We start from the raw sequence: 15,446 nt of genomic DNA, 5'->3' as shown, positions 1-15,446 counted from the left end.
AATTATGTTGCCTGAGATTGTTTCTTTTGATCGTCAAATCACCCTGGTCGGCGACTCCGGTATCCAGTTTATGGATTTCGGCCTGACGCCAAAACGTCTGCCTGCGGGGGAGTTTGTTAAATTAGCCAATGGCGTGCTCACGCGTCTGATTTACAACGAGCAGCGCGATTACTATTTCTATCAACCGACGCCTGACGCGATTGAGAAGGCCAAAAGCCAGTACGATATTCCGGTGGATGCCAGCCTGGCGCTACTGGACAGCGTCTGGTTACCGCTGCCCCTGTTCCGTTTCAGCCCGCCGAATGTCTATCAGGAAGGGCCGCTGAACTGGGCGCGTTTTCGTCTGGTCAAACTGCCGGAACCGGACATGGATGGCCACACTCACCGCATGACGCTGGCGATGGATACCCGCATCATGGCCCGGCAGCAGTCGGCAGCCGACCTCAGTCCTAATCAGGAAGACGTCAACGCCGGTGCGACCTTTGCCGTGGCAACCGCCACCTATGCGCTCAACTGGTATCTGACGCAGGACTGGGTCAAAGACTGGCTGAAAGAGGTGTTCAAAGAGAGCAGCAAAGGCCGTGACCTGGATGAACAGGAGCAGGAGCTGGCGCAGCACTATCCTCTGGCGCACTACCTTAACCTGCTGTCACTGATGGCCATTCCGGTGGAAGGGCTGCAAACCCAGACCGCGCCTGCCATCGAACTGCCGCAGTTCCGCATGATCGCCAATCGCGAAACCAATGCCATTAAACCGATCCCGGTGGATCTGATCCTCGACGTCGGTAACTCACGCACCTGCGGGATCCTGATTGAAGATCATGGCCAGTCAGGTTCCGGTCTGATGCACAACTATGTGCTGAAACTGCGCGATCTCAGCAATCCTGAGCACATCTACACCGATCCCTTTGAAAGCCGGGTGGAGTTCTCTCAGGCCTTTTTCGGCAAAGACCATTGCTCTGTGCGCAGCGGCCGACATGACGCGTTCCAGTGGCCGACCATCGCCCGCATCGGCGGGGAAGCCACACGTTTAGCGGCACGCCGCCGCGGCAGTGAAGGCTCCACCGGTCTGTCCAGCCCTAAGCGCTACCTGTGGGATGAGAAGTTTTATGGCCAGGGCTGGCGTTTCAACGGCAGCTACGTGCAGGACACCAACCCGCTGGCGACCGCGGCCCCCTTTGCCAACCTCATCGACGAAAAAGGCGAGGCGCTGCACACCATTGAAGACGAGATGGATCGCATTCCGGTCTTCACACCGCGCTATTCACGCAGCTCGCTGATGACCTTTATGCTGTCGGAAGTGCTGACCCAGGCCATCAGCCAGATTAACAGCGTGGAACAGCGTACCCGTCAGGGCCACGCCGGTATTCCTCGCCAGCTCCGTCATATCATTCTGACGGTGCCGCCAGGCCTGCCGATGGCTGAACGCTGTATCCTGGATGACCGCATGCGTCAGGCGGTGGGGTTAGTGTGGAAATCGCTGCGCTGGCACAACGGCGAGAATGACCCGTATCTGGATGAACAGGAGTTATCCACCCAGGGGAATATCCGTATCCCCTTACCAAAAATTCGCGTGGAATGGGACGAGGCCTCCTGTGCGCAGCTGGTGTATCTGTACACCGAGATCAATCAGAACTTTGCCGGCCACCCGGAGGTGTTCTTCAATACCCTTGGCCGCCCGGACCGCAAAGATCGTGAAACCATCACGCTGGCATCCCTCGATATCGGAGGTGGAACCACGGACCTGGTGATCACCGACTACCGTCTGGATCGCAATGGCCTGGAAGGCAGCGGCGCTAACGCACATATCATTCCCCATCAGCGTTTTCGTGACAGCTTCAAAACCGCCGGTGACGACATTCTGCTGGATGTGATCCAGGCCTATGTGTTGCCCGCCTTCGAGCTGGCGCTGCGTGATGCCGGAGTAGTCACGGTTGAAACGCTGATGTCGCAGCTGTGCGGATCACAAAATATCAGTGCTGCTGAAGCCGTACTGCGTCAGCAACTCAGCCTGCAGCTGTTTGTGCCACTGGCGCTGCATATTCTGAGCAGCTACGAGCACTTTGATCCGCTGGATGAGCAAACCCACCTGCTGATCAACCGCAAGGTGAGTGAGTTACTGCCTGCTGGCAGTATTCGTGACGAAGTCGATGGCTTTGTGCGTCGCGAAGTGCAAAAAGCGGGTGGCCCGAATGATTTCAGGCTGGTGGATATCACCCTCAACCTGTCGCTGGTGAAGGTGCATAACGATCTGTGCTCGGGCAAGTTCAACATTGATAAGGTGCTCACGGCCCTGTGCGAAGTGTTGTCCTGCTATCACTGCGACATGCTGCTGCTGACGGGGCGGCCTTCGCAGTTACCGGGCATCCAGGCGATCATTCGTCGCAATCTGCCGTTACCGCCGGGACGCATTCTGCCACTGCATGGCTACCAGACCGGCACCTGGTATCCGTTCCACAAAAATGGCTATATCGACGATCCGAAGAGCACCGCCTCGGTCGGCGCCATGCTGGCACAGCTGTGCGCCAATCACAGTATTCCTAACTTCCATTTCCGTGTCTCGGCGCTGAAGCCTTACTCGACCATTCGCCATATTGGCATTATCGATATGGATAACCTGCTGCGTGATGCCGATGTGGTCTACCGCCATATCCAGTCAGAGAACGGCCAGATCACCCTGCCGGGCGAACGCAGCGAAGAGGGCGAGGGCGCAATGCAAAGCATCGTGATGCGTGGCGATCTGCGGCTGGGATATCGCCAGCTGGATGCCGAACGCTGGTCTGCCGCTCCGCTCTACACCCTGCGTTTCAACGAAAAGGGCCGTCAAAAATTCTCCACGGCGCAGTCGAGTGACAGCGGCTCCCCTTATCTCAGGGTGCGGCTGACCGTGGATAAAGGCAAACGCGCGCGCCAGTTAGGGCTGATCAGCGATCGCCTGACCATCGCAGATGTCAGCAGCAACACCGATAAATCCTTTAGCAAAGGGGATTTAGAACTGGAACTGAATACCATGCCCGATACCGGGCTCATTGACAGCCGGCACTGGCTCGATAGCGGGAGTGTGAAAAAATAATGAACAGCGAACCAGAATCTCTTACCCAAGGTTGGGCAGCGATCGCCCGGAGCTGTCAGGATGCACGCGGCTGGGTAGAAACCGTGCGTGTCGGCTCGCGCCGCCTGGATAACGAGGCGGACAAACTCAACCTCAGTTTGCTGCGTACCCGCAATCTGGCCAACAATCTGCAACATGTTGCCTCGACGCCGATGACGGTGGGTTTTTTCGGCATTTCTCAGGCGGGCAAGTCCTACCTGATCTCAGCGCTGGCAGCGGGCAGCCACGGCAGCCTGAAAGCGGCCTATGGCGACCGACGAGTAGACTTTATTAAAGAGGTCAACCCGGTTGGGGGGGGTAAGGAGGCCACGGGTCTGGTCACGCGCTTTACCAGACAGGCACCAGAAGCACCTGCGGGTTACCCTGTCCCGCTGCGTCTGTTTAGCGAAATCGATATTGCTAAAATCCTGACGAACACCTGGTTTAACGACTTTAATCAGGAGCAACTGGGCGATGAACTCGATGAAAGCCACATTGAAGAACACCTGCGTCCCTTCCTGCTTCGTGCCGAACAGCGTGAAATCTGCGCCGGTGTCAGCAGCGAAGATGTGGTGTCTTTATGGGACTACCTTGATACATCGTTCAAAAGATCCGTGGGAAAACTCAGATCGGTTTACTGGCCGCAGGTACTGAAAATAGCCCCTGGGCTGCGTCCGGAGGAACGTGCAGAATTGTTCTCTCTGCTGTGGGGTAAACAGAGCGCACTGACGGAAACCTATCGTTCACTGGCCAGGGTGCTGGTGAAAATAAACCATGCCAGAATGGTGTTTGCGCCGCTGGAGACGCTGACCGATCACAGTAGCGGCAGCATCATGAACGTCGACAGCCTGAATCGCCTCGGTTCCCATCAGGATCGCAATGTCGATATCCGTTACTGGAACGACGATCAACAATCCGTCAGCGCCTCTTTGTCACAAGCCGAACTGACCGCGCTCACCGCGGAGCTGATTTTCCCGCTGGCGGAAGTCCCGCAGGACAGCATTGTGGAGCAGGTCGATTTGCTTGATTTCCCGGGTTACCGCGGACGCCTCAAAATTGACAAGCTGGAAGATGCCGGTCAGGGCGGGCTCAACCCCATCTCGCAGTTACTGCTGCGCGGTAAAGTGGCCTATCTTTTCGAGCGCTACACCGATAACCAGGAGATGAATGCGCTGGTGGTGTGCGCCAGTGCCGCCAAGCAGAGCGACGTGGCCGATGTCGGCCCGGTGTTAAACCGGTGGGTTGAAAAAACTCAGGGTAAGGCGGGTGAACGCAGCGGCGCCCCGGGTCTGTTCTGGGCCATCACGATGTGTGACAAACGCATCAGCGACAGCCTGGAACATACTGACACTCAGCTAAAAATGGGCTGGGAAGATATGTTGCATATCACCCTGCGCGAGCGTTTTGCTCATTACGAATGGCTCCAGGAGTGGATGCCAGGGAAACCGTTCCAGAATGTCTTCCTGGTGCGTAAACCGGGGATTGATAATCCCTTCCTGGACCTGGTGCGTGAACCCGGTCAGGAGGTACTTAAAGAAGTGTCCCTGGCTGAACGCTATCACGAGGTGCTCGACAGAATGGGCAATACCTTTATCGATGGCGAGCTGGTGCGGAAATATCTGGCCGAACCGCAGGATGCATGGAAGGCGATGCTGACGCTGAACGATGGCGGGATGCGTCGCCTCACCGAAGCCCTGCGCCGCGTTGCTCATCTGGATTTCAAACTGAAGCGCCTGCATCAGCAGTTAGTGCAGTGCCGCCATGAAACCGGCGATCAACAGCTTGGCCGCTGGTATGAACAGGGTGGCGAAGATCAGCGGGCGAAGAAACAGGCGATTGCCAAAGATCTGTGGCAGGGGTTATCCGCCAGTGCGCACAGCATCGGTGAAATGATCAGTCGCCTGGAACTTCCCACGCCTGAACTCAACAACATCTATCTGAGTATTCGCCATGAGGATCAGGCATCCGCGGCGGCCGGTGACCCGCGCCCCGTTCAGGTGCTGGCGAGCAATCCGTTTGGCGATAATCCGTTTGGCAGCAATCCGTTTGCCAGCGATCCCTTCTCCGGTTCAGTGACGGCGGAGGTGGCCGCCGTTGCCGACACCGCGCCTGCGTCTGTAAGGGTGAGCCAGGAGGACGAGTTCGCCCATCAGGCCTTCAAAGCCTGGGTGGCTCATCTGAGGGAGTTACCGCAGCAAACGGCCCACTGGTCCGCCCTCGGCCTGAACAGCGAGCTGATGAATCTGCTCACTGAAGAGTTGATTGCGGCCGCCACTCGCCTCGATCTGGAGGGCACCCTGAAACAGGCGCTGGCGGGTCAGGAGCAGGCAGATACCCATCATGACCAGCTGAGGGCGCGTCAGGTGCTGCGTACCCAGCTGGCGATGCGTGATTTTATTGCCTGGTTCGGCTATCTCTCTCTGCCGGAAGAACAGGTGCCCAACAGCTATGTGGGTGAGAAAAAGAAAGTGTTTGCGCGTCAGACACCGCTGACAGGCGATGCGTTACCTCAGTTGGCAGCCGTGGCACCGCAGCCCGGTGTGGCCTGGATGGGTGACTGGTTATCGGCCTTGATGACCGTCATTCTGGACAACGCCGGCCACAGCGCCACGCGCGATATCTCCTTCGAACATAACCAGCAGCTGGGTCAGATTATCCGCCAGTTGAAACAAGAGAACACCCCATGCTAGCTAAAATCTTCGCCTGCCAACCGGCAGCGCCGGGTACGGCACAACTGATGGTGCGCCTGCGCGGCGAGCAGGCCATCCTGTCTGACCTGACCTTTATTCTTTGCAACAACGAGCAGGATTACCTGCAACCTGATGGCAGATGGGGGGCGGCACAACACTGGTTTACCGTCGCTGGCGGCTATGCGCTGGCAGGCGGCAGTGGTTTTCGTCTTGGCCCAACGATCCTTGACCCACTGCTGGCCAATGCCAGCCAGGTGCAAATCCAGGTCAAACTGGCCTCAGGTGAAGTGCGTAACACCACGCTCCAGCTGGCGCGCGATGAGCTGTTCTCGTCGGAGGCGCGTGGCCAGACCGGCAACTACAGCAGCAGCAGCGTGCTGCCCACGCCGGAACCGGTGTCCCCGCCGGTAGCCGCCCCGGTTGCCCCGCCCGTTGTCCAGCCTGCGCCCACGGTTGCCGTGTCTGCTGCGGATAAACCCAAAGGGAAAAGCACGCCATCCCGTGTACCGCTGATCGCCATTATCGCCGGTGCCGTGCTGGCCCTGCTGCTGATCGCCGCCGGGCTCTGGTGGTTCCTGGGGCGCGATACTGCCACCCCTGCTGCTGCTGATGCGCAACAGGAAGCCACGTCCGCCGCCGCGGTGCCGCCAGCGTCCGCCACGACGGAACCCTCTTCGGCACCTGCGGCAGGCGCAGAAAAAACGGCAGAGACCACCGCTGCCAGCACCTGTACCGTTGCTAACCTGAATAGCCAGAAAGAGCTCGATTTCGTGCAGGGCTGTGTTGAGCAGAAGCTCGACAGCAAGGCGTTACTGACCATTATTCAGGCCGCCAAAGAGGCGAAGAAATGCGGCGTGGCACAGCGTTTGTATGCCAACCGCGCACAGGGGGGTGACAGTAAGATCGCCATCGCTTACGCCCGTGAATACGATCCTGAATCCCATCAGCCGGGCGAGTGCTTCAAAACGGCGGATAAAGACACGGCAGCCTACTGGTACGAGACCGCACTGCAGGCTGAACCGGACAATAAACAGGTCAAACAACGCCTTGAGGAGCTGGAAAAATGATCCCTTCCCCGATGTTGCGTCTGGCGCTGCCGCTTTGTGCCCTGCTGCTGTCCAGCCATGCGCTGGCCGCTGATGGCGATAAACCGCTGCTGCAGGAAGGGAAAAAAACCTTATTTCAGCGAGTACTCACCACGCCGGGTTGCACTCTGAGCAACGCTGCTGGCGAAGCGAAAGGCACGATACAGCCCGCCTTCAGCAGTCTGTACGTTTACCAAAAAACAGAGGTGAAGGGCGCAAGCTGGATCGAAGTCGGGCCCGACAGCTACGGCAAAAAAATCGGCTGGTTACCCCAGGCCTGCACCGTTGACTGGAAAATGCAGCTGACCCTGGCCTTCACCAATCCGGCCAACCGCGACCGCCTGCTGTTTTTCAAAGAGCGAAAAAATCTGGACGATATTCTCTCCGCAGCAGACCCGGTTTCTCTGGTTGCACCGCTGCGTGCCAAACTGAAGCGTGACGGCCATGCAGACGGGGTACAGGCCCAGGAACCGGCGTTATTTGTCGATCTGCAAAAGCAGTTTTACCTGCTGCCGATCCTCAGCGGTGAAGAGGTGATGACAGAAGAGGGCTTCTATACCCGCCTGCTGAACGTTGCTTCGGTGAGTAAAGCCGACGCCACCGCCGCCGCCGCCAAAGAAGAAGAGAGCGTTAACAAAATCAAAGGGTTCAACGCCTCGGTGGTGTTTGTTATCGACTCCACCATTTCAATGGGACCGTATATCGATCGCACCAGGGAAGCGGTGAATAAGATCTACGATAAAATCAAACAGGAGAATCTGGGGGAGCAGGTGAAATTTGGTCTGGTGTCCTATCGCTCAAACACCAAAGCGGTGCCGGGCCTGGAATTCAGCACCAAAATCTTCGCCGATCCCAATCAGGTGAAAGATGGCCCGGACTTCCTGAAAAAGGTCGCCGACCTGAAAGAAGCCAAAGTCTCCAGTTCGCTGTATGACGAAGATGCCTATGCCGGTGTGATGTCGGCTATCGACGACATCGACTGGAGCCCGTTTGGCGCCCGCTACGTGGTATTAATCACCGATGCCGGTGCCATTGAGGGCAGCAATAAACTGTCAGGTACCGGTCTGGATGCCAGCCAGCTGCGCCTGGAGGCGGGCAATCGTGGCATCGCCATCTATACCCTGCACCTGAAAACCGCCAGCGGCAAAGATGACCACGCTAAAGCAGAAAGCCAGTATCGCGATCTCTCTAACTTTGACAGCACGCAGTCCAACCTGTACCAGACGGTGGATGCCGGCGATCTGTCCGTCTTTGGTCAGCAGATTGATGCCCTGGCCTCTGCCATTACCGCGCAGGTGAAGTCCGCCTATATGGGGGATGCAGCCATCGGCAGTGCGATCTATGCCAAAGATGATGGTAAGAAGCTGACGCCCGAGCAGAAATTACTGCAGGATACGGCGCTGATTGGTCATGCAATGCAGCTGGCCTATCTCGGCAAAAAGAACGGCACCCAGGCACCGTTGGTGTTTAAAGCCTGGATCAGCGACCGTGACCTGATTAAGCAGAATATCCCCACCACGGATGTGCGGGTGCTGCTGACTAAGGGACAGCTAAGTGATTTAAGCGATGTGGTCAGTCAGATCCTGCAAGCCGCGAACGAGGGCATGATCTCTCCGGCAAAAATGTTTGAGCGTTTACGTACTGTCGCCGCCACTATGGGCGCCGATCCTAACCAGCTTAAGCAGCAGGAAAATACCAAAATCAACGATCTCGGGGTGCTGGGCGAATATCTCGCCGACTTACCTTATCGCAGCGACGTGTTGAATCTGGACGAAGAGACATGGAAAAGCTGGGATGGGCTGTCGCAGGAGAAATTTATTCGCACGCTGTCGGCCAAGCTGCGCCACTACCAGAAATATAACGCCGATGTTGATCGCTGGGTTGAGCTTGCCGCTGGCAGCGATCCGCGCGATCGCGTCTACCCGGTGCCGCTGGAAATGATGCCCTGATGCTGCACATTGAGGACCTGTGTATTGTCCGGGGGCAGGGAAGCCAGGCCCACCGTGTCTCGCTGCCGCAGCTGGCACTGCGGCCGGGCGAGGTGATGGCTGTCACCGGCGAAAGCGGCTGTGGTAAAAGTACGCTGCTGGAAGCCATCGGCTTATTGCTGCGCCCCAGCCACATCGGGCGTTTTATGTTGAGCCAGGCGAGCGGGCAACGGGATGTTGCCGCCTTGCTCAATGGCGATCGTCAGGCGGAGCTGGCCGATATGCGTGCACGCCAGTTAGGGTTCGTCCTGCAAAATGGCGGCCTGCTTCCCTATCTGAACGTGCGCGACAATATCCGCCTGCCCTGCCAGCTGCTGGGCAAAACGCCCGACAAAACCCTGCTGAACCGGATTATCGACACCCTGAAACTGGGCCCTTTACTGGCCCGCTATCCGGCGCAGTTATCCTTTGGTGAAAGACAGCGAACCGCCTTTGCCCGGGCCATTGTCCATCGTCCCGCGCTGGTGCTGGCGGATGAACCCACCGCCGCGCTGGATCCTCACAATGCGCAGCAGCTGTTTAATCTGTTTATTGAGCTGGTGCGTCAGGAAGGGATGATGGCGCTGGTGGTGTGTCACGACTGGCCACTGGTCGAACGTTTCGGCTTACCTTGCCTGATCGCCCGCACCGATGCCCCAGCCGTGAATCCGGCCGATTCATCAGAGCCTGTCCAGGGGGAAACCCGCTTTGTCCTTTAACCGAACTCCGCTGCTTGCCCGGCTCGCTTTGCAGGACCTGTGGCACGACCGCACCATCTCCTTTTGCATCATTTCTTCGCTGGTGGCGGTGATAGCCCCTCTGCTGCTGCTGTTCGGCCTGCGTTTTGGCATTGTCAGCCAGTTACAGGACGACCTGGCGAAAGACCCGCGTAATCTTGAGATCCGCATGTTGAGCAGCAACAGCTATGACCAGGCCTGGATCGAACAGTTGCAACAGCGGCCCGACGTGGGCTTTGCTATCGGGCAGACGCGTTCGCTGAACACGCTGGCCGATCTGCAAACCGACAGCACCCATTTTATCGAAAGCGCCGAAGTGATCCCCACTGCGTCAGGCGACCCGTTACTGGGCAGCCTTATCCTGCGTCATGACAATGAGGTGGTGTTAACCCAGGAAGCCGCACGCAAGCTGGCCGTCAGCGTCGGGGAGACGATCGATCTCCGGGTGAACCGCCTGTTTGAAGAGCGCCGCGAGTGGGGGCGTCAGCGTCTGACCGTGGTGGGTATTTTACCGGCTACCTACTTCAATCGCCCGGCCATCTTTACTCGCCCGACCCTGTTACTGATGCTGGAACATTTCCGCGATGGCTTCGCTACCCCGGCCCTCGGCGTCAGCAGCGGCAACCCCCTCAGCGACATGTCACCGCGCTATGCCCGCGCCCGACTGTACGCCAAAGATATAGACCAGGTGGCCGGTCTTGAGCGCGATCTCCGGGCGCAGCGCATCGAAACCGCCAGCCGCCTGGCAGATATTGAAAATGTGAAAAGCATTAACCGGGTGCTGGGGGTGATTTTTAATACCATCGCCGCGACGGCCCTGATCGGCTGCATCGCCTCGCTGGTGGGCTCTTTTATCGCCAACGTCGATCGCAAACGTAAGCATATCGCTGTCCTGCGCCTGCTCGGCTTCACCGGCCCGGCCGTCGGCCTCTACGTGATGATACAGGGCTGTCTGCTCAGTTTGCTGGCGTATGTCGGTGGCTACAGCATCTATCTGATTGCCAGCCAGGTCTTTAACCGGGCGCTGGCGGGTAGCCAGGCCACGGGGCAGATGCTGTGCAAAATCACGCCGATGCATAGCCTGCTGGCCATGGCCCTGACGGCGGTGGTAGCGCTGCTGGTCGCCAGTATTGGCGCTTACCGTGCCATCCATATTGAACCCGCGCAGAGTCTGCGCGAGGTGTGATGCTGCCACCCTTATTTTCTTATTACTGATTAGCGGAGACTGTTCGTGACCTTTACGCCTTCCTCATTGTCATCCTGGCTGTTTCTGGCTTTGCTCGCCAGTGCCGCACCTGCCCTGGCCGAGCCCTGGACAGGCGATAGCTACAATCCTAAACCTGATGATGACGATATCATTCTGCCGATGCCCTGCGAGGGATCGATGGCTTTTCGCCGGGTCGAGATTCCCCTTGCTGGCCCCCTTGATGACCTGCCGATCACGCTGGGGCAGGATGGCGGAGAATGGGGCTTTGTTGAACACAGCTATCCGGCTTTTATCGCCGGGAGCTTCTCCGATGCCGGTAAGAGCAAAGGCCGTTATTACCTGATGGCAAAATATGAGCTTACCGCATTGCAATATCAGGCACTGACGCAGGGAACCTGCCCCACGCCGTCGCGTAAACTCAGCGTGCCGGAGACCGGTATCAGCTGGTTTGATGCGGTCAGCGTGGCGAATAAATACAATGAATGGCTACGCAGTAATGCGGCCGATAAACTGCCGAAAGAAGACGGTACCGCTGGCTTTTTACGCCTGCCTACGGAGGTGGAGTGGGAGTTTGCTGCCCGTGGCGGACTGAAGGTTAACAGCGCGGAGTTTCGTGATGTCCATTATCCAATGGATGACATGAAAAACTTTGAGTGGTATTCCGGTGCGCAATCGTCCAATGGCAAGGTGCAGCTGATCGGGCGTCTCAGCCCGAATCCTCTTGGCCTGCATGATATGTTGGGCAATGTCTCGGAGATGATGTTTACCCCGTTCTATCTCAATAAACTCAATCGCCTGCACGGTCAGGCTGGGGGCTTTGTGGTGCGCGGGGGCAACTTCCAGACCAGTGCAGCGGAGATCCGCAGTTCGGCGCGCAAAGAGGTGAACTATTACGACAGTACCAGCCCTGCGACCAGTAAAACCACCGGGCTGCGCCTGGTGCTGGTAGCCCCCGCGATGACCTCAACGGGCCGGGTTAAGCAGCTGGAAAAAAGCTGGGCTGCGCTCGGGGCAGACAGTAGCGGTGCAGATAAGAAAAAAGATGAAGCGAAAGACACCGTCAAAGCACTGGGAACGCTGGCCTCAGGGGTAGATGATGCCGCACTGAAGAAAAAGCTCAATGACCTGGAAAGTCAGCTGCGGGCCAGCAATCAGCAGCAGCAGGAAGAGCGAGCGCAATCGATCCGCGCCAGCCTTAACCTGGGATCGTTCCTCTGCACCAAGCTGCAGGATGATGGTCGCTTCCTCGATTTCCTCACACATAACTATGAGGCGCTGTGTAAGGATAAAGACAGCAGCGATCAGAACTGTGCTATCCGTAAAACCAAACTGGGTGAGCAAACAAAAAGTTTACAGCAGGTGACCAGTTACTACGCCAGTAGCCTGGTAGATTCGGCGACCTTATATGGGCAGGAAGGGCTGAAACATGAGGTTGGCGTCTTTGATCAGATGCTGACCCTGAACAAGCGTCTGTCCGGGCTCAAACCTTTCCTGGCCGCACACTGGCAGAACCAGCAGAAATATCTGGAGAACGGCAAGATTGATACCGCCGGCTGGCTGGAAAGCTGCAAGAAAATTTAACGCCTTTACTTGAGGCCTCGCCAGGGTTGTGTTAATCGCACAGCGGATAGCAGGCCTCATCTCTTCAGCAACAATTAGAAAATCATTTTTTTACTATTTATAACCCTCCTCAATTAGCCGTACCTTCCCTTGTTTATAAATATTCAGCTTATTAATTATTCCACTAATAAGCTCAGGCTAAACCAATAGCCATGAGTTTTATCGTTTTACTCATATACAAGGAGGACGTATGGCTCAGGATATTTTCATTACATTTAAGGGGATTGAGGGTGAATCTCTGGATTTTTCACATAAAGGTGAGATTGAGGTTATACGCTGGAAATGGGCCGTCAGTCAGCCTGCCAACATGCACTCAGGAAGCGGCGGGGGGGCCGGAAAGTCGACCGTCGGCGATCTGTACTTCGATCACCGCCTCGATAAAGCCAGCCCCAATCTTCTTCAATACTGTCTTACTGGCAAGCACATACCGGAAGTCGTGCTGACCGTTCGCAAAGCCGGCGGCTCTCCGCTGGAGTATCTGCGTGTGACCTTAGAGGAGGTGATCATTACCCGGGTTGAGTCTTTCGGTTATGACACCATGCGCAGTCCGCGAGAAAAGGTCGGGTTATCATTCTCACGGGTGAAAATGGATTATGTTTTGCAAAATGCAGAGGGCGGAATGGCAGGCACGGTTTCCATGGGGTATGACATTAAAGCCAACGCCATTATTTGATTTTTGTAACCTAAGGAAGGGACTTATGCTTTATATCGACGAGGGTGGTTATATTGATGCAGAACGCATCATCCTGAAAATATTCAATAATATTGAGCGTGGAAAGATGGATGCGGTTAATGGCATCGTTGTGCATCAGACCAATGCGCCGACAGCCAGCAGTACCTTTCACAGTTATCAAACGAAAGGCGCCACCGGCGCTCACTTCCTGATTGACAGAGATGGCAGCATCTATCAGACCGCTTCGTTATTCCAGATCACCTGGCATGTGGGAAAATTACAATCCCGCTGTTTTCTGACCAAAAAATGCGAACCGACGGATTTTCAAAAAGTGGCTGAACTGGAAAAGTCATGGAGAAATTCTGACAAAGTGCATCAGATTGAAAAAGTGAAAAACTACCCTGATCGATTCCCGAGCAATGTGGATAGTATTGGGATTGAGATTGTGGGTGAGTCAGTAGAGGTTAAGAACAAAAAAACGGGTAAAGACGAATATATCTATGAGGCAGTCAATGCGCGACAAAATGACTCTTTGACATGGTTAATTAAAGAATTATCTGAAACACTCAACGTCAGTATGAATGAAATATATCGTCATCCGGAAATAGGAAGAAAAAACGAAACGGAGGCTAGTACAGCACAATGGTAAAATTTAAAAAATCATTTAGTGTTGTCTTATTCATCTTCTTCTTTATTTCAACGCAAGCACAGGGAAGAGAAGTCAGTCAACTTGACGTTGAAGGGATAGGATTACATTACGATGGACGTACAGACAAAAATGAAGAAGAAGCTTGTAAGGTCTTCAGGCCGACGAATAAACAGATGATCCGTTTTTTCAACCAGGCTAAAGAGTCAAAAAAAAGTGGGAACCTGCTTCATGAATACTATTCGCCTTGTGTTTCTACTGGCGAAGTAAAATTCCAAGATGGTTCTTCCGGGCACTGGACGGTGCAATCCAGCGGTCTGGGGCTTGTAATCTTCGATAATGGAGAGGCAGCCACTTTCTTCCTTAAAGACAACCAGTGGGCCGATCCTTATGCCTGCACTTATGGCTTAGGTGATGATCCAATATGTTAAATAAACCAATGATAAAGGGTCGTTCGGAAAAGATGATCGACCCCTACGAGAAATCGCAATCGCGTTGGGTTTTTAAAACCGACAGCGAGTACGATTTTGCGTGGAGGGGGCCAGCTTGAGGTAAGCCGGGCGTCACGCGCCAGGACGGCGCGTGTCGAGGCCCGCATGGATGCGTCTTTTGCCGATCCGGCGTGCTCAAACTGGCCCCGGACCTGACGCCGGATGAGCAGCCACTCCTGTTTGTGATGCAGACCTGGCCCGTGGTACACACCATCCGCCCGGGCCGATCGGAAAAGATGATCGGCCTCTACATCATTCCTGAACTCTCCAGGATGTGATCCCCGCAGCAAAAATAGATACTCAGGTTTATATAAAATGAAACATCGTTTCATTTTGTTGAGTTTACCCCACTTTGCCGTTAAGCTGCCTGTATCAGTTTTGGTATCGGGCACTGTCCGCACACTTTAGGGTCACGGCAAGCGCCTGAACATGTTTGGTCAAACTCAAGGAAATAACATGATTCTGGATAATTTCTCCCTGTCGGGAAAAGTGGCGGTGGTGACCGGATGCGATACCGGTTTAGGCCAGGGCATGGCGCTCGGCCTGGCGGAAGCGGGCTGCGATATTGTCGGTATCAATATTGTCGAACCCACAGAGACCATTGAACGCATCGCGGCAACCGGGCGTCGTTTCCTCAGCCTGACCGCCGACCTCAGTGACACCAAAGTGATCCCGGGATTGCTGGAGCGCGCAGTCGCCGAGATGGGCCACCTGGATATTCTGGTGAATAACGCCGGGATTATCCGCCGTGAAGACGCCATCGACTTCAGTGAAAAGAACTGGGATGACGTGATGAACCTGAACATCAAATCCGTGTTCTTTATGTCGCAGGCGGTGGCAAAACAGTTTATCGCGCAGGGAACAGGCGGGAAAATTATTAACATTGCGTCGATGCTCTCTTATCAGGGGGGTATCCGTGTGCCTTCTTATACTGCCTCGAAAAGCGCGGTGATGGGCGTCACCCGTCTGCTGGCGAACGAATGGGCGAAGCACCAGATCAACGTCAACGCGATTGCACCCGGCTATATGGCCACCAACAACACTCAGCAGCTGCGCGCCGATGAAGCCCGTAGCGAAGAGATCCTCGGCCGCATCCCGGCCGGGCGCTGGGGCCTGCCAGCCGACCTGATGGGGCCGGTGGTGTTCCTCGCATCTACAGCATCTGACTATATTAATGGCTACACCATCGCCGTCGACGGCGGCTGGCTGGCGCGTTAATACCCCCTAATTCACTGATGT

12 protein-coding genes are annotated in these 15,446 nt (G+C 55.8%); all 12 read left to right on the top strand.

Going from position 1 to position 15,446, the window contains the following annotated elements:
- Window positions 1-4 precede the first annotated feature (4 nt).
- The 12 genes from FY046_RS19630 to kduD all read left to right on the top strand — a co-directional run bounded on the left by FY046_RS19630 (window position 5) and on the right by kduD (window position 15,425).
- Window positions 5-3,073 carry a virulence factor SrfB gene (locus FY046_RS19630; RefSeq protein WP_133844685.1) on the top strand — a complete coding sequence of 1,023 codons (3,069 nt, stop codon included), beginning with the start codon at window positions 5-7 and terminating at the stop codon, window positions 3,071-3,073.
- A complete protein-coding gene (locus tag FY046_RS19625; protein WP_133844683.1) occupies window positions 3,073-5,781 on the top strand; it encodes a virulence factor SrfC family protein in 2,709 nt (902 codons plus the stop codon). Before FY046_RS19630 ends, FY046_RS19625 begins: the two co-directional genes overlap by 1 nt.
- The gene (locus FY046_RS19620) at window positions 5,775-6,848 is read left to right on the top strand and encodes a hypothetical protein (protein WP_421505059.1); all 1,074 of its coding nucleotides are present in this window, start codon (window positions 5,775-5,777) and stop codon (window positions 6,846-6,848) included. The genes FY046_RS19625 and FY046_RS19620 overlap by 7 nt, the downstream gene beginning before the upstream one ends.
- Entirely contained in the window at window positions 6,845-8,815 is a 1,971-nt protein-coding gene (locus FY046_RS19615) for a vWA domain-containing protein (protein WP_159338594.1), read from the top strand. The genes FY046_RS19620 and FY046_RS19615 overlap by 4 nt, the downstream gene beginning before the upstream one ends.
- Window positions 8,815-9,552 carry an ABC transporter ATP-binding protein gene (locus FY046_RS19610; protein ID WP_159338593.1) on the top strand — a complete coding sequence of 246 codons (738 nt, stop codon included), beginning with the start codon at window positions 8,815-8,817 and terminating at the stop codon, window positions 9,550-9,552. Before FY046_RS19615 ends, FY046_RS19610 begins: the two co-directional genes overlap by 1 nt.
- Complete coding sequence (locus FY046_RS19605) at window positions 9,542-10,756, top strand: ABC transporter permease (RefSeq protein WP_159338592.1); 1,215 nt, start codon at window positions 9,542-9,544, stop codon at window positions 10,754-10,756. The genes FY046_RS19610 and FY046_RS19605 overlap by 11 nt, the downstream gene beginning before the upstream one ends.
- Window positions 10,757-10,801: 45 nt before the next feature.
- Complete coding sequence (locus FY046_RS19600; RefSeq protein WP_133844673.1) at window positions 10,802-12,358, top strand: SUMF1/EgtB/PvdO family nonheme iron enzyme; 1,557 nt, start codon at window positions 10,802-10,804, stop codon at window positions 12,356-12,358.
- Window positions 12,359-12,587: 229 nt separating this feature from the next.
- Window positions 12,588-13,070, top strand: a complete 483-nt coding sequence (locus tag FY046_RS19595; RefSeq protein ID WP_167864174.1) for an Hcp family type VI secretion system effector — start codon at window positions 12,588-12,590, stop codon at window positions 13,068-13,070.
- A 25-nt stretch (window positions 13,071-13,095) separates the two neighbouring features.
- Entirely contained in the window at window positions 13,096-13,719 is a 624-nt protein-coding gene (locus FY046_RS19590) for a peptidoglycan recognition protein family protein (RefSeq protein WP_259152172.1), read from the top strand.
- Window positions 13,713-14,147 carry a hypothetical protein gene (locus FY046_RS19585; RefSeq protein WP_171149997.1) on the top strand — a complete coding sequence of 145 codons (435 nt, stop codon included), beginning with the start codon at window positions 13,713-13,715 and terminating at the stop codon, window positions 14,145-14,147. Before FY046_RS19590 ends, FY046_RS19585 begins: the two co-directional genes overlap by 7 nt.
- A 191-nt stretch (window positions 14,148-14,338) precedes the next feature.
- On the top strand, window positions 14,339-14,485 hold the full coding sequence (locus FY046_RS19580) for a hypothetical protein (protein WP_171149447.1): 147 nt from the start codon (window positions 14,339-14,341) through the stop codon (window positions 14,483-14,485).
- 178 nt (window positions 14,486-14,663) lie between these two features.
- A complete protein-coding gene (kduD, locus tag FY046_RS19575) occupies window positions 14,664-15,425 on the top strand; it encodes a 2-dehydro-3-deoxy-D-gluconate 5-dehydrogenase KduD (protein WP_159338338.1) in 762 nt (253 codons plus the stop codon).
- Window positions 15,426-15,446 lie beyond the last annotated feature (21 nt).

It is taken from the genome of Erwinia sp. 1181_3 (genome assembly GCF_052824965.1).
The sequence above is the reverse complement of the archived record's forward strand: the minus strand, read 5'-3'. Positions and strand labels throughout refer to the sequence as shown.